The organism is Idiomarina sp. 017G (assembly GCF_004362265.1).
Classification (GTDB): Bacteria; Pseudomonadota; Gammaproteobacteria; order Enterobacterales; family Alteromonadaceae; genus Idiomarina; species Idiomarina loihiensis.
In genome coordinates this window covers 430590-451549 of record NZ_SNWT01000001.1, presented here as the reverse complement: position 1 = coordinate 451549, position 20960 = coordinate 430590, and the positions used below count along the sequence as shown (strand labels likewise).

Annotated in this window: 23 protein-coding genes, 1 pseudogene and 1 riboswitch; of the genes and pseudogenes, 15 read left to right on the top strand and 9 right to left on the bottom strand. The window is 47.7% G+C overall.

The window, feature by feature from the left end; genetic code table 11:
- Positions 1 to 7: 7 nt before the first annotated feature.
- Entirely contained in the window at positions 8 to 769 is a 762-nt protein-coding gene (gene ispD / locus DEU30_RS02235) for a 2-C-methyl-D-erythritol 4-phosphate cytidylyltransferase (protein ID WP_114981401.1), read from the bottom strand.
- 18 nt (positions 770 to 787) lie between these two features.
- Complete coding sequence (gene ftsB, locus DEU30_RS02230; RefSeq protein WP_011234005.1) at positions 788 to 1069, bottom strand: cell division protein FtsB; 282 nt, start codon at positions 1067 to 1069, stop codon at positions 788 to 790.
- A 92-nt stretch (positions 1070 to 1161) separates the two neighbouring features.
- Here ftsB and DEU30_RS02225 point away from each other — a divergent pair, with 92 nt between their 5' ends.
- Positions 1162 to 1884 (top strand): sulfite exporter TauE/SafE family protein, encoded by a 723-nt coding sequence (locus tag DEU30_RS02225; RefSeq protein WP_114981402.1) that lies wholly within the window; start codon positions 1162 to 1164, stop codon positions 1882 to 1884.
- 40 nt (positions 1885 to 1924) lie between these two features.
- On the top strand, positions 1925 to 4414 hold the full coding sequence (locus DEU30_RS02220; RefSeq protein ID WP_011234007.1) for an EAL domain-containing protein: 2490 nt from the start codon (positions 1925 to 1927) through the stop codon (positions 4412 to 4414).
- Position 4415: 1 nt separating this feature from the next.
- On the opposite strand, the gene DEU30_RS02215 is transcribed toward DEU30_RS02220, so the two are convergent.
- Positions 4416 to 4682, bottom strand: coding sequence for a DksA/TraR family C4-type zinc finger protein (locus DEU30_RS02215; protein ID WP_011234008.1), 267 nt, complete (start codon positions 4680 to 4682; stop codon positions 4416 to 4418).
- Between the two features lie 107 nt (positions 4683 to 4789).
- On the opposite strand from DEU30_RS02215, the gene DEU30_RS02210 reads away from it, so the two are divergent.
- Positions 4790 to 5092 carry a DUF2007 domain-containing protein gene (locus tag DEU30_RS02210; protein ID WP_034820623.1) on the top strand — a complete coding sequence of 101 codons (303 nt, stop codon included), beginning with the start codon at positions 4790 to 4792 and terminating at the stop codon, positions 5090 to 5092.
- A 31-nt stretch (positions 5093 to 5123) separates the two neighbouring features.
- Positions 5124 to 5546, top strand: coding sequence for an MAPEG family protein (locus DEU30_RS02205; protein ID WP_011234010.1), 423 nt, complete (start codon positions 5124 to 5126; stop codon positions 5544 to 5546).
- Positions 5547 to 5572: 26 nt separating this feature from the next.
- Here DEU30_RS02205 and DEU30_RS02200 read toward each other — a convergent pair whose 3' ends face one another.
- Entirely contained in the window at positions 5573 to 6229 is a 657-nt protein-coding gene (locus tag DEU30_RS02200) for a Fe2+-dependent dioxygenase (protein ID WP_034820619.1), read from the bottom strand.
- Positions 6230 to 6317: 88 nt separating this feature from the next.
- On the opposite strand from DEU30_RS02200, the gene DEU30_RS02195 reads away from it, so the two are divergent.
- From DEU30_RS02195 to thiH, 11 genes and pseudogenes are all read left to right on the top strand, one after another.
- Positions 6318 to 7112: a hypothetical protein gene (locus DEU30_RS02195; RefSeq protein ID WP_110014049.1), complete on the top strand. Its 795-nt coding sequence runs from the start codon at positions 6318 to 6320 to the stop codon at positions 7110 to 7112.
- 219 nt (positions 7113 to 7331) lie between these two features.
- Positions 7332 to 7640 (top strand): annotated as a pseudogene (locus tag DEU30_RS02190) (cytochrome c); the annotation flags it as partial.
- 33 nt (positions 7641 to 7673) lie between these two features.
- Positions 7674 to 8831, top strand: a complete 1158-nt coding sequence (locus DEU30_RS02185) for a multicopper oxidase domain-containing protein (RefSeq protein ID WP_114981404.1) — start codon at positions 7674 to 7676, stop codon at positions 8829 to 8831.
- Positions 8832 to 8841: 10 nt separating this feature from the next.
- The gene (locus DEU30_RS02180; protein ID WP_110014050.1) at positions 8842 to 9594 is read left to right on the top strand and encodes a formylglycine-generating enzyme family protein; all 753 of its coding nucleotides are present in this window, start codon (positions 8842 to 8844) and stop codon (positions 9592 to 9594) included.
- A complete protein-coding gene (locus DEU30_RS02175) occupies positions 9587 to 10231 on the top strand; it encodes an SCO family protein (protein ID WP_114981405.1) in 645 nt (214 codons plus the stop codon). The genes DEU30_RS02180 and DEU30_RS02175 overlap by 8 nt, the downstream gene beginning before the upstream one ends.
- 40 nt (positions 10232 to 10271) lie before the next feature.
- Positions 10272 to 10390, top strand: a riboswitch (TPP riboswitch).
- 83 nt (positions 10391 to 10473) lie between these two features.
- On the top strand, positions 10474 to 12177 hold the full coding sequence (gene thiC, locus DEU30_RS02170) for a phosphomethylpyrimidine synthase ThiC (RefSeq protein ID WP_114981407.1): 1704 nt from the start codon (positions 10474 to 10476) through the stop codon (positions 12175 to 12177).
- On the top strand, positions 12174 to 13691 hold the full coding sequence (thiE, locus tag DEU30_RS02165; protein ID WP_227016300.1) for a thiamine phosphate synthase: 1518 nt from the start codon (positions 12174 to 12176) through the stop codon (positions 13689 to 13691). The genes thiC and thiE overlap by 4 nt, the downstream gene beginning before the upstream one ends.
- Positions 13681 to 14439, top strand: coding sequence for a HesA/MoeB/ThiF family protein (locus DEU30_RS02160; protein WP_114981411.1), 759 nt, complete (start codon positions 13681 to 13683; stop codon positions 14437 to 14439). Before thiE ends, DEU30_RS02160 begins: the two co-directional genes overlap by 11 nt.
- The gene (thiS, locus tag DEU30_RS02155; protein ID WP_114981412.1) at positions 14423 to 14623 is read left to right on the top strand and encodes a sulfur carrier protein ThiS; all 201 of its coding nucleotides are present in this window, start codon (positions 14423 to 14425) and stop codon (positions 14621 to 14623) included. The genes DEU30_RS02160 and thiS overlap by 17 nt, the downstream gene beginning before the upstream one ends.
- Positions 14624 to 14626: 3 nt before the next feature.
- Complete coding sequence (locus tag DEU30_RS02150; protein ID WP_114981413.1) at positions 14627 to 15397, top strand: thiazole synthase; 771 nt, start codon at positions 14627 to 14629, stop codon at positions 15395 to 15397.
- Positions 15394 to 16536 (top strand): 2-iminoacetate synthase ThiH, encoded by a 1143-nt coding sequence (thiH, locus tag DEU30_RS02145; protein WP_114981415.1) that lies wholly within the window; start codon positions 15394 to 15396, stop codon positions 16534 to 16536. The genes DEU30_RS02150 and thiH overlap by 4 nt, the downstream gene beginning before the upstream one ends.
- Here thiH and DEU30_RS02140 read toward each other — a convergent pair.
- From DEU30_RS02140 to DEU30_RS02120, 5 genes are all read right to left on the bottom strand, one after another.
- Entirely contained in the window at positions 16487 to 17164 is a 678-nt protein-coding gene (locus tag DEU30_RS02140; RefSeq protein ID WP_114981418.1) for a hypothetical protein, read from the bottom strand. The two genes, thiH and DEU30_RS02140, sit on opposite strands and share 50 nt — an antisense overlap.
- Positions 17118 to 18410: a phosphopyruvate hydratase gene (gene eno / locus DEU30_RS02135; protein ID WP_114981420.1), complete on the bottom strand. Its 1293-nt coding sequence runs from the start codon at positions 18408 to 18410 to the stop codon at positions 17118 to 17120. Before eno ends, DEU30_RS02140 begins: the two co-directional genes overlap by 47 nt.
- A 39-nt stretch (positions 18411 to 18449) precedes the next feature.
- Entirely contained in the window at positions 18450 to 20087 is a 1638-nt protein-coding gene (locus DEU30_RS02130; protein ID WP_114981422.1) for a CTP synthase, read from the bottom strand.
- Positions 20088 to 20239: 152 nt separating this feature from the next.
- On the bottom strand, positions 20240 to 20620 hold the full coding sequence (locus DEU30_RS02125; RefSeq protein ID WP_114981424.1) for a DUF6404 family protein: 381 nt from the start codon (positions 20618 to 20620) through the stop codon (positions 20240 to 20242).
- Positions 20621 to 20636: 16 nt separating this feature from the next.
- On the bottom strand, positions 20637 to 20867 hold the full coding sequence (locus tag DEU30_RS02120) for a hypothetical protein (RefSeq protein WP_114981426.1): 231 nt from the start codon (positions 20865 to 20867) through the stop codon (positions 20637 to 20639).
- Between the last annotated feature and the right edge of the window lie 93 nt (positions 20868 to 20960).

Genomic DNA, 20960 nt, shown 5'->3' with positions numbered 1-20960 from the left:
GCCCTCTTTAATTTTTATGATCATTATTGTCCGCTAATAACCAGTCGCGAACACATTCAAAATCTTCCGGGTGAGTCACTTTTAAGTTGCGGATAGAGCCAGGAATAAGCGCCGGCTGGAAACCACACCACTGCATAGCAGAAGCTTCATCAGTTAACTGAGGGTTTAATGCCCCCATATGCTCTATGGCTTGTTGTAAACGCTCTGCATTAAAAACTTGTGGTGTCTGTGCCTGCCACAACGCTTCCCGATCAACACTGGATTCTATATGGGTAACGCCGGTTTCATCATTAACAGAGATAACAGCGCGTTTTAAGGAGTCTCTTACCGGAATGGCAAGAATTGCGCCTTGAGGATCCTTTAAGCCGGTATTAATGACCGCTGTTAGTGCCGTTTTAGGTAAGCATGGGCGTGCCGCGTCATGTACCAGCACATGGGTAGCCCCTTGCGAAACAGCAACTTTAACTCCAGCCAATACGGATTCAGCGCGGCTGTTGCCGCCTGTCACAAAATGAACCTTTGTTGGCAGGCTCTTTTTAAGTTCAATAAGGTATTCAGCATTAGAGTCAGAAACCGCAACGAAAACCTGTTCAACCCGCGCATCCTTTAATACGGCTTCGATGCTGTACTCCAGCAAAGTCCGGTTAGCGACCATCAGAAACTGCTTAGGGATGTTAGCCTGCATCCGGCTTCCGCTGCCAGCTGCAGGGATCACAGCCATTAACGAATCAATCTGGCTTTGTGCGTGGCTTTCAGACTCACTCTTCATCTCGCTCACCCGCTCAGGCTATGGATTACGATCAGGTACAAGACGGAAGAAAACTTCATCCTTTTTTACCATCCCTAGTTCGTTACGGGCACGCTCCTCCAGCGCATCCTCCCCTTCGCGCAAATCTTCAATATCTGCGTAAATGAGTTGATTACGTCTTTCCAGATTTTCATTCGTATTTTTCTGATTGCTGACTTCTTGCTGCAACCGCCAATAATCCGGTAGGCTATTTTTGCCAAACCACAGACGGTATTGTAACGCAAGGAACAAGGCCAACAACACGACCAGAGTCACCCTCATGCTCAGCTCCGTTGTTTTTCCTGTTATCATTATGAAGACTATTGACGTGACTGAAAAGCCGTTTTCAGCATTATAAGACAAAAGAGGTTCATTTGGAGTATTTCGCTGCCGCAATAGTATTTTTCTTCGCAGCTTTGGTTCAGGGGGTAAGCGGTTTTGGCTCCGGTTTGTTAGCCGTCCCAATTCTGGCGCTGTGGTTCCCTATTAGCGTACTTACGCCTGCACTGTCTGTCATTAATATCGTGATTGGCGGCTGGATCTACTGGAAAAACAGAGAGGCGGCTCGCCCATCTCAGTGGAAATGGTTAATTTTTTCAGGCGTCATTGCTTCTCTGGTATCGGGATCTTTGCTGTTAAGCGTAAACGAACAGTTTATTAAACTGATTCTTGGTTTTGTCATACTGGCTGTTGCGCTCGCTTTGGCTAGCGGTAAACAACTCCCTACTGCTGAACATGCGCCCGGACATATTGCGGTAGGTACAGGCTCTGGCTTGCTCAACGGGTTAATGACATTAGGCGGGCCTCCTATTGTTTTATTTCTGGCCAATGCCCGTATCCCAAAACAACAGTTTCGCGCTACACTCAGTCTGTTTTTCTGCTGCATTGCCATGGCAAACGTCGCTAACTTCTCACGCCAGTCTATTTACGCAGAGCCCCATCTCTATCTGGTACTCGCTTTACTACCTTGTGCGCTTATAGGCGCCAGCGTGGGACAAAGACTTCAACAGCATGTATCAGAACAACGTTTTAGACAATTTACTCTGGCACTAATGATACTTTCGGGACTCAGTGTCGTATTGCAAAGTATTAAATAGTTTTAGTACTCCCGCCAACGGCTCTGGTAAAATTAAATTTATGCTTGAAACCCTGTACGCATTTTTCGATTTGGGTCAATTTTCCCAGTCCCCTATAAATGGCTCCCATAACCCGGGGTTAGTCATACTCTCCTATTGTGTCGCGCTGCTAGCTTCTTATACCGCGATACTCACACTGGAACGTGTACAAATATATCAGGCTAAGGTTGCTCGCTACAGTTGGTTAATTGTCAGCGCAGTTATCTCTGGCGTTGGTGTCTGGAGTATGCATTTTATTGGCATGCTGGCTTTTGAGCTTCACCTGCCCATGAGTCATAGCGTGTTGTTAACGCTTATTTCAGTTGTTCCTGCCATTGTCGGCAGCTTTATAGCAATGAAAATTCAAATGTCTTTGTCATCGGTGCGTGCAACACTCATCGCCGGAACTGTTTTGGGCGCCGGTATTGGCCTGATGCACTATACCGGAATGGCTGCAATGGAAATGTCAGCTCACCTTCGTTATGACCCTCTCTGGTTTGTACTTTCGGTATTTGTCGCCGTATCGTTGGGCATCATAGCTTTATTGGCATATCGCCATTATAAAAAATCGGAAAGAACCAGCTGGTTCAGGCGCAGAAGCGCACAAATTGTTGTTGCCGCCATTATTGCTCTGGCTATTTCTGGTATGCACTATACCGCCATGATAGCAGCCAATTTTTACCCTACCCGGGCACCCGATGCGGTATTCAGCGGCCATGGCAACTGGCTGGCTTACGTTGTCGGAATTGGCTCGTGCTTAACCGCTATAATGGCCATTATAGCCTCTCAGATAGACAGACGCTTGCAACAACAGCAAAAGTTAGCCCAAATGTCTGCAGAGCAACTTTATGAAGTTATTAGTGCCATAGATGACGGCTTGCTGCTATTCGACGAACACAACCGTGTTTTGTTAGCGAATCAGGCATTTACGCGACTTACCGGAGATGACCTGGAACGAATAAAAGGCAGTAAACTCAATATTGAAGACTATATTGAGCGCTCAGATAAGTTACTGGAGAATATTAAGAACTCACTAGCCCGCAGAGTTGCCTGGCAAGGTAAAGTTAATGTAAGAAAACGTTCTGGTACGACTTTCCCTGTTCGCTTAAGTATTTCAAAAGTACGCTATAACCAACAGAAAGAACGACATTTTGTAGCAACGGTCACAGACATTAGTGCAGAAGTTGAATCCAGTGAACGTATTCGTTATCTGGCTTACAACGATGCGTTAACCGGGTTAGCGAACCGCCGCTCTTTGTTGGATCATTTGCAAGATCAGCTCGCAACTTATAAAGAAGCAGGCCAAAACGGCGCGTTAATTCTCTGTGATATCGATAAATTTAAAATACTGAATAACACCCTGGGTTCGGATATGGGTGATTTACTGTTAAAACGCGTGGCAGAAAGGCTGCAAAGTTCGACGAAAGCCAACTCATTCCTGGCGCGTTTGAGCGCGAACGAATTCGCGGTCGTGCTAACCGGACTTGAGCGTGGTAATTCAGTCAATATAAAACAGCAATTGCTGACCCGAATTTATCAATTGCTGGATCAACTGCAACAGCCCTATCAGCTCAACAGCTACACGCACCTTTGCTCCTTTAGCGCAGGCGCTTCCTTGTTTGACGACAGCGAATCAAATGCTGAAACCTTAATGACCCAGTCAGGCCTGGCATTATCTCACTCAAAACGCAAAGGTACGGGAGAAGTCTCACTGTTTCGTCAGGAGTTTGCTGATGCAGTAAGTAAGCGAGTCAAACTGGAAGAGCAACTGCGTAATGCAATAAAACAGAACGAATTCGAACTTTATCTGCAACCTCAGGTAAATATTGAGTCAAAGCCCACCGGAGCTGAGGCGCTCATCCGCTGGAAACAAAGTGATGGCCGCTTTGTTTCTCCTGCTGACTTCATTCCTTTAGCCGAGGAAACCGGCTTAATTGTTCCTTTAGGGTACTGGATTACTGAGCGTGCCTGCCAAATTCTCCAGCAATGGCAACAGAGCCCTGAAAAAGCAAAGATGCAACTGTCGATTAACGTCAGTGCCAAACAGTTTCAGCAGCCCGAGTTTGTTGAGCAGGTTCAACTTCTGGTAGAGAAGTACGAGATACGGCCTCATCGGTTAAAGCTAGAGCTCACTGAGAGTTTGCTGATGGATGACATTTCCAGCGTAACCAATAAAATAAAGCAATTAAAGCGCCTTGGGATTGAGTTCGCACTGGATGACTTCGGTACGGGTTACTCGTCGCTTTCTTATCTTATGCAAATTCCGTTCGACACCCTGAAAATTGACGTATCTTTCGTACGTAACATGCTGGATAGTATGGAAAAGGCTCAAATTGTTTACACTATTATTCAGCTAGGAGAAAGCCTTAAACTGAATATTGTTGCTGAGGGAGTAGAAACCGAAGAACAGTTTAATTATTTGGCGCGACTAAATTGCGATACCTTTCAAGGTTACCTGTTCAGCAAACCCGTACCTGAGTCTGAATTTCTGGCAGATAAGACAGCCCCATAGCTTAACGTAACTGGCTGTCTTTACTTCCACGCCGGTTAAAACCCGCTTTGTTTGAGTCCTGCTTGTCGAGTTCCGCCTGACATTCCACACACAGACGAACACCAGGAATCGCTTTGCGCCTGGCCTCCGGAATAGGCTCGCCACATTCTTCGCAAAACTCCAGACTTTCCCCGCCGGTAAGTTTGCTGCGTACACGTTTTACTTCATCTTCGGTACTGGCATCAATTTGTTCCTGTACGGCACCATCGTGCGACCAGCCACCCGCCATATACAACTCCTTAGAAAAATGGAGAACACAAACAGACGCTGAGTCTGATACATTAACTATAACGTAAAAATACATTGCTATTCAGGTTTTACCTATAAGAAACGCCTATGAAACTTATTTATACCCATGAAAACAAACTATTAGTGGAAAACGCCCGTAACCTATTACAAATGGAAGGCATTGAAACAGTTATGAAAAATGAGTTTTCCAGTGGCGCCGCTGGTGATTTAGCGCCATTGGATACCTGGCCTGAATTATGGCTTGTTGATGATACTCAACTCGCTGTCGCAAAAACACTGATTGAAAATATGGAAGAACAAGCGAACGGCCCGGACTGGCGTTGCAATAATTGTCAGGAAATTAACGGAGCCGCTTTTGAAGTATGCTGGAGTTGCGGTAGCCCAGCTTAACCAAATCATACGGAACAAAAGGAGACATAAAATGAACGGAAGTGAAACTTATACAATGGCTTATTGGGGCGTACTCATTGCTCTGGTCATTTTGCTGGTTCAATGGGTTATTGCCAGCGGTCAAAAAGCGAAACAACCCGGTGCCGTTCCGGGTAAAATCGACGACTCACTGAGTCATTCATCTTTTGTGTTTCGTGCTCACCGCACGCTAATGAACTCGTTAGAAAACTATCCGCTGATGCTGGGCACAGTATTTCTGGCCTTCTTCATAGGTGTCAGCGCTTTCTGGACAGGGATATTTATCTGGATTTTCGCTATTGCTCGCTTAATTCACATGGTTCTTTACTACGCCATAGCAACGGAGAAAAACCCCAGCCCCCGCAGCTATTTCTTTATGATTGGGCTAGCAGCTAACGTTGCTTTGCTTATTTTGTGCGGTGTCACTCTGGTTTAAAAGCCGTTAAATTTTTTCTGGGCTGATCACACATCAGCCCATTCTCTTAACAGGTTATGAAACACCTTGGTCAGGCGATCAAAGTTTTCAGACTTACCGTTTGCATCAAATTCAGCTTTCAACGATTGTTCTATATCAAAGAGTAGCTCCCTGTAATTCGGCTGTTTAACCAAGCTTTGCACCCAGCCTATCATTGCCAGCCGGGAACCTTTAGTCACCGGATTAACCCGATGCAGGTAATGGCTCGGATACATAAGAATATCCCCCTGCCCAAGCCGCCAGCTCCGCTCACCACTGGCATCCTCAATAACCAGCTCTCCGCCTTCAAAATCCGATAAGGGTGACAAACCCAGCGTAAAAGAAATATCGGTTCTTACCCCGTTCATCAAGGAATCATCCATGTGAGTACCATAGTACTCTCCCTGCTGATATCGGTTTATAGTCACCCGCGCCACCTGCTTTGGCCGCATAACCGATTGCACCAGAGCGTTTTGCTGAAGCCTGTCCAGCAGCACTTGTGTAGCTGCCTCAGACTTTTTACCCGACAGTTGCTGGTTATTTTTTACATCTTTCGCTGCCCAGCCTGCGGTTTTCTTACCATCACTAAACTGCCCGGCATCAAGGCCTGCAACAATACTCTTTACCGTATCTGTATCTACGGCATTGCTAATTTGTAATATCATTATTCCACACTTCTAACTTGCGAATAGTTATCATTTCTGCAAATATACATGAGTTAACTCTCGCAAAAAAGCATACTAAGGTCTTTATATGTTTGAAAAGAAAAAAGTTTGGCTTGGCGTTGGCAGTGTTCTGGCCACCACCGTAGCAGCATCACAGGTAACAGCAGCGCCACTGACGCAACCGGGCGCGGCACCTTCCATGTTCATGGCTGCCCCTATGGCAGAAGGCGAAATGGCCGCTCCTGAAATTGATTTAAACACCAATGACACGGCGTTTCTGGCTCAGCTCGGTTTTATTCGCGGCCATTTATGGGTGGGAATGAAACTGTACGAGCAAGGCCACATTGAAATGGCTAAAACTCACATGAAACACCCAGGTGACGAGCTCTATAGTGGTCTTACTGAAGCATTTGAAGCACGCGGCTTGCCTGGGTTTGCCGAACCGTTAAATACTCTGGCGGAAAGTGTCATCAATGATAAAGATGAAGACACGGTTATGAACAACTACAAGGCTCTGCTGGACTCTATCAGCGCTAACGAGCCTATTGCTGACATGTCAGCTAAAGACGTCATACTGAGTGTTTCATCAATGCTAATGGTAGCCGCCGACGAGTACGCTATAGGCATTCAAAATGGCGAAGTCACTAATGTTCACGAATATCAAGACGCCATGGGCTTTAAAGAAATTGCGCTTGAACGCTTAAACCGTATTAATGATAAAGAAGCAGAAAAAGCTGAAGAAGCCATTAGCGAAACCCGCAAGGTCATCAGTAACCTTGAAAACCTCTGGCCTACTACTACCCCAGAAGGTGAATTTGAGGGAGATCCGAGTAAAATTTACGGTGCTGCCTCTCGTATTGAACTGGAAGCACGCAGCATTTAATACCTACCAACCTGCATTCGGCTTACTTCTTTTACACATAAAGGAGTAGGCCTGAGTTACCCCTTCATTTCACTCGCAAAAGCTCATTAAAGCAGTATTCTAAAGGCATCTTAAGTCAATTACGAAGGTGTCGTTATGAGCATTCAGTCTCTTTGCAAAATTTCAGTCATTGCCGTGTCATTAGCTGGTTTGTTTATAAGCCAGTCAGCCAACGCAGGCGAAGGCGAAAACGTTTACAAAAAATATTGTCAGGCATGTCATCAACCAAATGGCAAAGGCATGCAGGGCGTATTTCCTCCGCTGGCAGGAAATACAAATATCAAAGATAACCCCGACTACATAGCTAAGACAATTATCAATGGTAAGTCCGGCGCGCTAACCGTTAACGGAACAAATTACAACGGAGCTATGCCGCCCATGGGTTATCTGAAAGACGCCGATATCGCAACCTTAGCTAACTACATCAATACCGATCTTGCAGGCGGCAGTGAGACTATCACAGCCGAAGCCGTTGCCAGTTTGCGTTAAACCTCTTTGTTATCAGTTAAAGGAAAAATCATTATGAAAACTCTAAGCTTATCAATTATCAGTGCCTCTCTTCTGGCTGCTATGGCGTCAGCGTCAGCTCCGGTTCATGCGGAAGAGCTCAGCCTTAAGCACGACAGCGAATATGTCATTGATGGTAAAATCTTTGGATTACCAGAAGCTAAAGTCTACCGCGAAGACTACAACGGCCCGGCGGTTGTTGGCGATTATCTAACTCAGGTTCCAAACATAGCCAAGCTCGACTATGAAGGTAACAAAACTCACGATGTACGCATGGATGTGTTCTCTCAGAAAATAGAAGTAGCACCGGGAGTAACCTATTCGGCCTGGACATTCGGTGGCTCAGTACCCGGCCCGGTATTGCACGTACGTGAAGGTGACCGTGTCATTTTCAAAATGAAAAACCGCTCTGACGAAGAAGTGACTATTACTAAGCCAGTTAAAAATGGTGCTCCGTTCATTCAGCAACTGCAGGCCAACGGTTATCAGAATAACCAGCCAGTCGTTAACCCAATGCCCCACTCTATGGACTTTCATAGTGGCACAGTAGCAGCGGAAGACAAATGGCGTACCATTTCTCCGGGTGAAACTATTGAGTTCGAATGGATAGCCAACTACGCGGGTACTTATATGTATCACTGTGGTACTTCCAGCGTACTCATGCACACAGCTATGGGCCAATACGGCGCCGTTGTGGTATCTCCTAAAGATGGCTACCCAACTGACAAAGACGTTGATAAAGAATTCGTTCTGGTTCAGTCAGAGCACTATTTGGAAGAAGCCTCAGAAGGTAACTACATCTATAACCACGGTGCAGCTTTAGACCGCCAGCCAAGTCATGTGACCTTTAACGGACATGTTGCAGCACTTAGCGACAACCCTTTACGTGCGAACGAAGGTGATCGTGTGCGCTTACATGTGTTAAACGCAGGTCCATCAGGCACTTCCAGCTTCCACGTAATTGGTGCGATTTTCGACCGCGTCTGGTACGAAGGTGACCCGCGTAACGAATGGTATGGCATGCAAACCGTGCTGCTGGGTGCCAGTAACAGCGCAACCATTGAATTTATTGTTCCGGAAGAAGGCATCTATAAGTTGGTCGATCACGAATTTGCTGATGCAGAACGCGGTGCAGCTGGTGCGTTAGTCGCTGGCCCTCGTAAAGAGAAATAAGGGGAAACTTATGGTTAAGTGGCTTGGAGTTGCAGGTGTTTTATTGTCACCCTTAGTGCTCGCCGATCCAGTTCTGATCAATGGTGGTACTTTCGAACCTCCGGTCTTACTGGACAAAGAGCGCCTCAGTATAGAAATGGAAAGTTTCATGCTGGACGCAACCCCTGTCACTAACCAAGAGTTTCTGGAATTTGTCATTGAACAACCTCAGTGGCAGCGAGACAACATCGCTGCCCTATTCCATGATGGAAATTACCTGAAGCATTGGGATGATAATACTGAATTTGCTAAAGGCAAAGACAACGAACCAGTCACTTATGTGTCCTGGTTTGCCGCACGCGAATACTGCTCCGCACAAGGTGGCCGTTTGCCTGGTCTTAACGAGTGGGAGTATGCGTCGGTCAAATATCGCCAACAGCAGAACATCAGCGACGATGATTATGCCCGTAACCTGTTTGCCTGGTACAGCCAGCCACACAGTGCGAAACAACAAACCGTCGACCCAAATGCTGACCAATTGATGCACATGCACGACCGTGTCAATGAATGGGTAGACGACTATCAATTATTATTAACCAACGGCGATGACGTCGATTTGCTCTCCGGCTCATGTGGCGACGGAGCGCGCTTTATGTCGAGTTTTAGTAACGCCAATTACGCCACATTTTTCCGTTATCAGTCACGCAGTGATTACGCCCCGCAAAGTGCGACCAGCACTATGGGTTTTCGTTGCGCATACGACCTGGAGAACGACCATGAATAAATTGCTAAAATTGACAGCCCTGGCCTCTTTGATCTTTGTTGTCCAGTCTTTTGCGCAGGATCACTCGCATCACAATATGCACAAGAATCAGACAGCTAACGACCACAGCAATCATACGGCAATGAACGCAGCAGAGGTCTCTCACTCCGAGTCGGTATACCAGATAGATGCTACCTGGAACACGCATAAGAATAGCCAACTCAAGCTTTCAGAACTTGAAGGTCATCCCGTTATTCTTTCCATGATTTATGGCAGTTGCACCACCGCCTGCCCAGTGTTGGTTCATGACGTAAAACGCTTATACAGCAAGCTGGACGAAGACACTAAACAGCAAGTTAAGCTCGTTATGGTGAGTTTTGACACCGATCGCGATACACCCGAGGCACTCGCTGACTATGTTAAGCAGTATCAACTTAACAACGACAACTGGCTGTTTCTGAACGGTTCGGAGCAGGATATCAGAACCTTAGCTACAGTACTTGGCGTGAGGTATCGACAGCGTCCGGACGGTGATTTTGATCACAGCAATTTGATCACTATTCTCGATAAACAAGGGCTTATTGTTGAACGCATAGAAGGCCTAAGCCAGCCAATGGAGAAGCCAGCTAACGTTGTCGCTAAACTGGTTAACGATTAACAGCGGTTGCATTCGCTCTAAGATTTTGTTCCACTAAAAAGGAATCTTGTCGGAGTGCCGGTAGCTTTCTTAATGAAGTTACCGGCTGAGACCGCAATTGCGGGATCCGTTGAACCTGATCAGGCTAATACCTGCGAAGGGAACAAGAGAGCATCAGCATGACACGACCGTTGTTTCTGCGCTGATGTTCCTTTCAACACTCCTGACAAGCATCTCTAACATCAACAAAATGAGAGAATGCTATGTCAACTGCACCATCGAATAACCGTTTAAACCGCCAACAGGCTGAATCTTTTTTATCATCGCTATCCGGGCATTATTACCCTAATTCCAGCCGTGAATTTCTGTCCGGTAACAACGATATCCAGGTACCCTTTCGTCGCATTCACCTTAGCGAAACCCTGCACCAGCCCACACCGGGCGTGAAGTTACCACCGAACGAGCCGGTGGACGTGTATGATACGTCCAGCGTCTACGGTGACCCGGAAGCTGCAATTGACGTAAAAGTGGGTTTGAAAAAGGTTCGTGAGAACTGGATTCAGCAACGCCACAGCAAGAACCAAGAAGACAATCACGGTATTACTCAACTGGCCTACGCCCGGCGCGGCATCGTTACGCCCGAGATGGAGTTCATTGCACTGCGCGAGAATATGGGGCGGGAGCACCTTGAAAACCCCATAACGTCGGAATTTGTGCGCGACGAAGTCGCCAGTGGACGCGCGATTATTCCCGTTAATACCCACCACCCCGAATCAGAACCAATGATTATTGGCCGCAACTTTTTGGTTAAAGTGAATGCCAACATTGGAAACTCATCGGTCAGTTCGTCTATTGAAGAAGAAGTCGAAAAGCTGGTTTGGGCAACTCGCTGGGGCGCTGATACCGTGATGGACTTATCTACCGGCCGTAATATTCACCAAACCCGGGAATGGATCTTACGCAACAGTCCAGTGCCTATTGGTACTGTGCCTATTTATCAGGCTTTAGAACGGGTCAATGGCGTTGCTGAGGATCTGAGCTGGCCAGTATTTAAAGACGTACTGCTGGAACAGGCTGAGCAAGGTGTGGACTATTTTACGATTCACGCCGGCGTACTGCACGACTTCATTAAACTGACTGCAAAGCGAGTTACCGGCATAGTCTCCCGTGGCGGTTCGATAATGGCGAAATGGTGCATGGCGCACCAGCAAGAAAGTTTTCTTTATCAGCACTTCCGCGATATCTGCAAAATTTGTGCGAAATATGATGTGTCGCTGTCTTTAGGTGACGGCCTGCGCCCCGGTTCCATTGCCGACGCCAACGATGAAGCTCAGTTCGCAGAACTTCGGGTACTAGGCGAGCTGACTCAAATTGCCTGGGAGTACGATGTACAGGTGATGATAGAAGGCCCCGGCCATGTGCCCATGCATAAAATTCAGGAAAACATGGATGAGCAGTTAAAGCACTGTCACGGCGCGCCGTTCTACACCTTAGGGCCGCTAACCACCGATATAGCCCCCGGTTACGACCACATTACCTCAGGTATTGGTGCTGCCATGATTGGAGCATTTGGCTGCGCCATGCTCTGCTATGTTACCCCGAAGGAACACTTAGGCTTGCCTAACAAGGAAGATGTAAAACAGGGGATGATCGCTTACAAAATAGCGGCTCATGCGGCCGATTTAGCCAAAGGACACCCAGGTGCACAGGCGAGGGATGACGCTATGTCAAAAGCCCGCTTCGAATTCCGCTGGGACGATCAATTTAACCTGGCGTTGGACCCGGTTACCGCTCGCAGCTATCACGATGAAACACTGCCTCAGGATTCGAACAAAACCGCGCAGTTTTGCTCCATGTGCGGTCCTAAGTTCTGCTCCATGAAAATTTCTCACGAGGTACGTCAGTACAACCCGGACACTCGCATTGATGTAAAAGTGAAAGACGCGGCGACCGAAGGAGCAGAATGATGTCGGTACCTGTCGTATGGACCATCGCAGGTTCTGACAGCGGCGGTGGCGCAGGCATTCAGGCGGACTTGCACACGTTCCGTAGTCTGAACGTGCATGGCTGCAGTGTCATAAGCACAATTACCGCCCAAAACTCTGTTGCAACCACCGGGTTATTCCCGTTAGCTGCTGACGCCGTTCGTCAGCAGTTGGAATGCCTGCAACAGGACATGCCGCCTGCTGCGATAAAAATTGGGTTGCTTAGTAATGTGCAACAGCTTCAGTGTGTGGCTGACTTTTTAAAGCAATGGTCTGATCCCCTTCCCCAGCCTTTCGTGGTCTGGGATCCGGTGGTTGTCAGCACTCAGCAGGATCGCCTGTCGGAGCTCAAGCCTCAACATTGCGCGGAGTTATTCCCGCTGGTTGATATTATGACACCGAATTTGGATGAACTCAGTTGGTTGAGCGGATTAGAGGTTACTGATGAGGACTCAATGTATCGCGCTGCAGAACAACTCTTTCAGGCCGGACTGTCCCGAATTCTGGTAACAGGCACCGATTTTGGTCGCGCCGATGAAATCTCTGACTATTACCTTAGCTCCGATGGACATACCCAGTACATTCAGCAGAAGTTGAGAACAAAACACAGCCACGGAACAGGCTGCACCTTGTCTTCAGCCATTGCCGCGGCGTTAGCACATGACTATCCACTTGAGGATGCCATAACAGTCGCTAATGCCTACGTGCATCAGGGCCTGATTGAGGCGAAAGGTATAGGCAGAGGACCAGGCCCTGTTGCTCATACACACTGGCCACAGCAAATTGACCATTTTCCAAAGATTAATACGCCGGAGTTGCCCTGTGTTGACCTCCAGTTTCCCAGTCTAGACCAGGAACCCGGATTGTATCCGGTAGTGGATTCTTACGAGTGGATAGAAAAGCTCTTAAAACTGGGCATTAAGACACTGCAACTGCGTATTAAAGATCCTGATGCTCCTCAGTTGGAAACCGCTATTAAAAAAAGCATTCAGCTGGCAGAGAAATATTCAGCGCAGTTGTTTATTAATGACCACTGGCAACTGGCTATTAAGCACAACGCTTATGGCGTGCATTTAGGTCAGGAAGACTTAACCGAGGCTAACCTTCACGCTATTCAGCAAGCAGGGTTGAGGTTGGGCATTTCCACTCACAGCTACACCGAGTTATTAATTGCTCAAGCGTACAAGCCATCTTACATCGCGTTAGGTCATATTTTCCCAACTCAAACCAAGACTATGCCATCCAAACCGCAAGGGCTGCAGCGACTACGCCGCTATGCCGCGTTATTAGCGCCAACGAACATACCGACAGTCGCTATTGGGGGCATTTCTTTAGAGCGCGTAGCTCCCGTAACAGCTACTGGCGTAAACGGAATAGCGGTTGTTAGCGCGATTACTGCTGCCAGAAACGTAGAGCAGGCTGTTCATCAGCTACTAACGGAGATGGAAGCTGAACTCGAGGTTAAAGAAAAGAACGAGGTTGCTCATGCTGAGTAACGAACAACTTCTGCGTTACAGCAGCAACATACTGATGAAAGAAATTGGCGAAACCGGACAACAGCGTTTGCTCAAAAGTCATGTGCTGATTATTGGCTTGGGTGGTCTCGGTTGTCCTGCCAGCCAATATCTGGCGTCATCGGGCGTTGGGCAAATCACACTGGTCGATCACGACACAATAAGTCTCAGCAACTTACAGCGCCAAACACTCTATTCCAGCGACGATATTGGTTTGTCCAAGGCGTGGCAAGCTGGTCATTCTTTGTCGCGGTTAAACCCGGACATTCGTATCACCGCTATTGAAGAAAAGGCCTATGAAGGCAATCTGGACGCGCTCGCCGAACAAGCCGATTTAGTCCTCGACTGCACCGACAATCGCGAGACCCGGTACCTGATCAACCAAAGCTGCTACCGCCTGAACACCCCGCTCATTTCTGCTGCGGCGCGCGGCTTTAACGGGCAACTCATCGCGTTAAATCCGGGGCAATCGCACGGCTGTTATCAGTGCCTTTATCCCGACGCTGTTACCGAGCCTCTGAACTGCAGTAACGCGGGTATAGCCGCTCCTGTTGTGGGCATTATGGGATCCAGTCAGGCGCTACTGGCAATTAATTATTTTACCGGACATAAGCTTGCCTGGGGTTACCTGCAAACCTTCAATGGCTTATCGCAAAACTGGCAACAACTCTATTTACCGCGGGCCGCTTCATGCCCTGTATGCGGAGGTCAAAATGCGCATTCAAATTAATGACAAAGATTTTGAGATCTCTGAGAAAAGCAATTTATCGCAGCTACTGTCTGCTCAGAATGTCGATACCTCGGCCGTTGCCGTCGCTTTAAACGGACAGATTATACACCGGGAACAATGGCAACAAACCGAGCTTAAAAAAAACGATACCATTACACTTGTTCAGGCTGTGGCCGGAGGTTAAACCATGCTGAAAATAGCCGATCGCGATTTTCATTCCCGCTTACTCATAGGCTCAGGCAAATACAGTAGCGCGGACGTTATGCAGAAGTCCCTTGCGGCTTCCGGTAGCGAGTTAGTAACGCTGGCATTAAAGCGCGTTGAACTTGAGCGCCCCACTGACGACATTGTCACGCCTATACAAAACTTAGGTTTACAGCTTTTGCCAAATACCTCTGGTGCCAAAACTGCACAAGACGCTATTTTTGCTGCACGCCTTGCCCGTGAAGCTTTAGGTACCCATTGGCTTAAACTGGAAATACACCCCGACCCCAACTATTTGCTGCCGGACCCGATAGAAACCCTAAAAGCCGCTGAAACTTTGGTAAAAGAAGGCTTTACCGTACTGCCCTACTGCGGTGCTGATCCCGTATTGTGTAAACGCTTGGAGGAAGTTGGCTGTGCGGCAGTTATGCCGTTAGGCGCCCCCATAGGCTCAAACCAGGGCCTGCTTACTCGAGACTTCCTACGGATTATTATCGAGCAGGCTTCGGTGCCGGTCATTATCGATGCGGGCATTGGTGCACCCAGCCACGCCGTTGAAGCCATGCAAATGGGTGCAGACGCTATACTGGTCAATACCGCGATAGCCACCGCGAATAACCCTGTCGCTATGTCAAAAGCCTTTCGCGACGCGGTTATTGTTGGGCGTCAGGCCTTTGAAGCAGGTTTAAGTCAGAATGCTTCCTTAAAAGCTTCCGCATCCAGCCCATTAACGGAGTTTCTGGAGTCGCTATGAGCTTTTATACTACCTGGGAGCAGACCAGCTGGGACAATACCCGCCTGCAGCTTTACAGTAAAAACACGGCTGATGTTGAAACCGCATTAAGCAAGCAGTTCCTGGATACCAGTGATTTCATGGCCTTACTGTCGCCGGCGGCGGAATCCTATCTGCCCCTTATGGCAGAGCGCTCACAACAACTGACCCGGCAGCGCTTTGGTAATACCCTGCACCTGTTTATTCCGCTGTATTTGTCGAATCTGTGTGCTAACGATTGCAGCTACTGCGGCTTTTCCATGAGTAACCGCTTAAAGCGCAAAACCCTGTCGCCAGCTGAAATCGAGCAGGAATGTCAGGCCATAAAAGCCAAAGGTTTTGACACCCTGCTGATAGTGACTGGCGAGCATGAAACCAAGGTAGGTATTGATTATTTTCGTCAGGCGCTACCTATTATCAAACGCTATTTCAGCTATGTGATGTTTGAAGTGCAGCCATTGGCTACCCATGAATACGCTGAATTACGCACGCTGGGTCTGGATGCGGTTATGGTCTATCAGGAAACTTATCAGGCCGCCACGTATGCTAAACATCATTTAAAAGGCAAAAAACGCGATTTCCGCTGGCGGCTTGAAACGCCCGACCGCCTGGGAGAATGCGGTATCGATAAAATTGGCCTCGGCTCGCTGATCGGACTGGAAGACTGGCGTATGGACAGCACCTTTACCGCCATGCACCTGGATTATCTACGGCGACGCTACTGGCGCAGTCGTTATTCGCTGTCGTTTCCCCGGCTACGGCCCTGTGCCGGTGGTGTCGATAACGCAAGGACAATTTCTGATAAACAACTGGTTCAGTTAATTTGCGCCTATCGGTTGCGGTTCCCCGATGTAGAACTCAGCCTTTCCACGCGCGAACAGCAGGCGCTTCGTGATGGATTGTTCCGGTTAGGTGTGACCTCGGTCAGTGCCGAATCGAAAACTCAGCCCGGCGGTTACGCCAACGAGCAACAAGAGCTGGAACAGTTTTCCATAGATGACGACAGGCCAGTAAGTGAAGTGGCGCAGGCAATAAAAGCGAAAGGATTACAACCGGTATGGCAGGACTGGCTTAACGAGCTATCCGCAATGCCACCTGAAACTTTTTCCAGTCCAGAGTAGCCACCAGTAACAACTCACGCAGCGTTAAGGTGCGTGGGTTAACGCGCCCTTTATGATTCCACTGATGTCCACAGCTGGCTGCGGTCATAACACGCTTATTAGGCTTGAGTAAGGTATCCTGACTATGTTCACCCTGCCCGGTAAAATCAAACCAGCCACGGTAATTCAGATGCAGACGCTTTTTATCAGGATCCACACGGTCGATGCTGTCGAGCATTATGGTCGTAAATTCAGGAGTTTGATAACGAACAGGAACCACCAGACCCAAAGCTGCATGTTTAGCAAACCATTGGCTCTGCCCTTCGGCAGATATACCGGCTGAAGGAGCTTTAGTTGGCTGAGGAGCCTGCCAGCTGGCGTTCTGAACATCCAACTTTAACGGCGAATACTGCACTGCATTGAGGCAACCATGAGCGGCGTGACGAATATAGTGCGGGAGACTGGCTAAACGACGTTGCAGAGCCGCAACAGGCATATCATTAACCTGTGCCAGTTGCGGTAATTCACGTTCATACAGCGCTGAGCACAGCTCGGCAAAATCGCCCTGCTGAGCCAGCGGCTGAAATATGTCCGCCTGTTGATTAGCCAGCGTTGACTTCCTGTCGTCCGCGGTAAGGCGCTTGGCCATTCAAATCGCCCTCTATACGCAATAATTGGTTGTACTTAGCAACCCGGTCAGAGCGACACAGCGAGCCGGTTTTAATTTGACCCGCTGCGGTGCCTACTGCCAAATCGGCAATAGTGGCGTCTTCGGTTTCACCCGAACGGTGAGAAATAACCGCCGAGTAACCTGCTTCACGCGCCATCGCAATGGCTGCTAAGGTTTCTGTCAGGCTACCAATCTGATTAAATTTAATCAAAATTGAATTGGCAATCGACTTGTCGATACCTTCTTTGAGAATACGCGTATTGGTTACAAACAGGTCATCACCGACCAGCTGAACTTTGCTGCCCAGTTTTTCGGTTAAGATTTTCCAGCCGTCCCAGTCGCTTTCATCCAGGCCATCCTCAATAGAAATAATAGGATAACGGTCACACAGCTCTGCCAGATAATCAGCAAACTCTTCGGCGGTAAAGGACTTACCTTCGCCAGACAATTCGTATTTACCGTCACGGTAGAATTCAGATGCAGCGCAATCCAAAGCCAGGGTAATGTCGCTGCCCATTTTATAGCCCGCGTTTTCAACCGCTTCGACAATCACCTGCAAGGCTTCTTCATTAGATGCCAAGTTAGGCGCAAACCCGCCCTCGTCACCAACCGCTGTGCTTAAACCGCGCTTCTGCAGAACCTTTTTCAGAGCATGGAACACTTCAGCGCCCATACGCAGGCCTTCTTTGAAGCTTTCAGCGCCAACCGGCTGGATCATGAACTCCTGAATATCCACGTTATTATCTGCATGTTCACCACCGTTTAAGATGTTCATCATTGGCAGTGGCATGCTGTATTTACCGCTGGTGTTATTCAGGTTGGCAATATGTTCGTAAAGCTCAATGCCTTTACTCAAAGCCGCTGCTTTCGCCACCGCCAGAGACACAGCTAAAATAGCGTTAGCACCTAGCTTTTCTTTATTATCGGTACCGTCCAGCTTCAACATAATGTTGTCGACAGCTTCCTGGTTAATCGCATCAATACCGCTTAAGGCTTCAGCAATAGCACCGTTAATATTGGCGACTGCCGTTTCAACACCCTTACCTAAGTAACGAGAAGTGTCGCCGTCACGTAACTCCAGAGCTTCACGTGAACCGGTTGATGCACCACTTGGTGCTGCCGCACGGCCCATGTGGCCAGATTCTAAATAAACGTCGGCTTCAACCGTCGGGTTACCACGGGAGTCCATAATTTCACGACCAACAACTTTAACAATCTTACTCATGCTTAAATCCTGTTTAATGCTTAATCATTAGCCGGGTTATTAACCCAAACGCTCTTTATGAAATTCGCCAGCAGCTTCTATAAAGCCTTTAAATAACGGGTGCCCGTCACGCGGCGTTGAAGTGAATTCCGGGTGGAACTGTACTGCCACAAACCAGCGGTGTTTCGGGTTTTCCAGAATTTCAACCAACTGCTTATCGTGCGAGTAACCGGTAATTTTTAAGCCAGCTTTCTCCAGTGCTTCAACATAATGGTTGTTCACTTCGTAACGATGACGGTGGCGTTCTTCAATAGTCTCTTTACCGTACATTTTAAGTGCTTTAGAGCCCTTTTCTAAATGACATTCTTGTGAGCCCAGGCGCATAGTGCCCCCCAAATCAGAATGCTTATCGCGCAATTCTTTCTGGCCACTGGCATCCATCCATTCAGTGATAAGTCCCACCACAGGATCGCTGCAACTCTCATCAAATTCCGTACTGTTAGCGCCAGCTAAACCAGCCACATTACGAGCGAATTCAATCATTGCGACTTGCATACCTAAACAAATGCCCAAATATGGAACATTGTTTTCACGAGCGTATTTCGCCGCAATTAGTTTTCCTTCAATACCACGACCACCAAAGCCACCGGGAACCAAAATAGCATCCACGTCTTCAAGCTTAGAGGTACCTTTGGTTTCTAAATCTTGTGAGTCTATGTAACGAATGTTCACTGTTAAACGATTCTTAAGGCCAGCGTGCGCTAAGGCTTCGTTAACTGACTTGTAAGCGTCAGGCAGTTCAACGTATTTACCGACAAAACCAACCGTGACTTCACCGTTCGGGTTCGACTCCTGATAGAGTACCTCTTCCCACTCATGCAAGTCGGCTTCAGGACAGTCCAGACGGAAACGTTTGGTCACTATATCGTCCAGACTCTGAGCTTTTAGCATAGAAGGTATTTTGTAAATACTGTCAACGTCGCGCAGGCCAATAACCGCGCGCTCTTCTACGTTGGTAAACAAAGCGATTTTCGAGCGCTCAGTTGCCGGTAAAGAACGATCTGAACGGCATATCAATATATCGGGTTGAATACCAATAGAACGCAGTTCTTTCACTGAGTGCTGTGTTGGCTTGGTTTTCACTTCACCCGCAGCGCCTAAGAATGGCACCAGGGTCAGATGCATAAATAAGGTGTGGTCACGACCAATTTCCGTGCCCAACTGACGAATGGCTTCAAGGAAAGGTTGTGACTCAATGTCACCCACCGTGCCACCAATTTCAATAATGGCAATATCGAAGCCTTTACTGCCTTCAATAACACGACGCTTAATTTCGTTGGTAATGTGAGGAATGACCTGAATGGTCGCTCCTAAAAACTCACCTTTACGCTCACGGCGGATAATGTCTTCATAGACACGGCCGGTGGTAAAGTTGTTGCTGCTGGTCATACGGGTGCGAATAAAACGCTCGTAGTGACCAAGGTCAAGATCGGTTTCAGCTCCGTCTACGGTGACAAAAACTTCACCGTGCTGAATTGGACTCATGGTACCCGGATCTACGTTAATGTAGGGATCCAGCTTCATGATAGTAACGTTAAGGCCCCGTGCTTCTAGAATTGCCGCCAGGGAGGCTGCAGCAATGCCTTTACCCAGCGAGGATACAACTCCGCCGGTTACGAAAATATAGTTTGTCGCCATGTGATACCTAGTTGGTCAGGTCAAATTTGGGATTGCATTCAGACGGGAAAGTAGTATACCGAAAGACGCCCCTAACAACAAATAAAAGCTGTCGTTAGCTAAGCCTGAACATCTGGCGTCGACATCAAAATCTATGCAACTCTAGATTAGAGTCAGGAATATTGCTGAGCGCTCTCATCTATCTCGGGCAGTTCTTCCCAACGGGATAATTTTTTTCGCTTTGCGCTAAAGCTATAGTAACAAGCCATAATAAGACCAAATGTTAAGCCAGCCAGTAGCGGCGCACCAATACCCGCTAATACTGAGAGCCCGGTAGAGTTCCAGACAAGTAGCCACATAATTAAGCCCCAGCCGACAGCAAAAAAAGAACCTAAACTCAGAGCATTACGCATAAAACTATTATAATGCGGTGGTCTTGTTTTTTTACCTAACCACCACATAAACAATAAGAACGGCGGCTCATAGTTAGGCCGCCAGATTTTGGAGTTTTCAAGTTCAGCCAGTGCGGCCTGCTTTTTTGCTTCAAAAGGCATTAAATAAACCTAACAATCAAAACCGTTTTAAATAATGAAAAAGAACATATGTCCAAATAACAGCTGCGGGTATCAGACTAAAAGCAAGTTGAGAGTACATTTCAGAATTGCCGGTAAACTCAATCAGACTTATTGCCAACCCTAGCCCCACACCGAAAAGTAAACTTAGAACGGAAAATAAAATGGTAAAGGTTTTGCGGTCGAATTTAGTTTTGCTAGCAGCTAATGCCTTCGCGCCGGAGTTCATGTTGTTTCCTTAATAATCGGAACTTATTGTTTTAATCATGTTAATAAAACCAAACTAACTTGTTAAGAGTAAATCAATAAAAAAGCGCGCTCA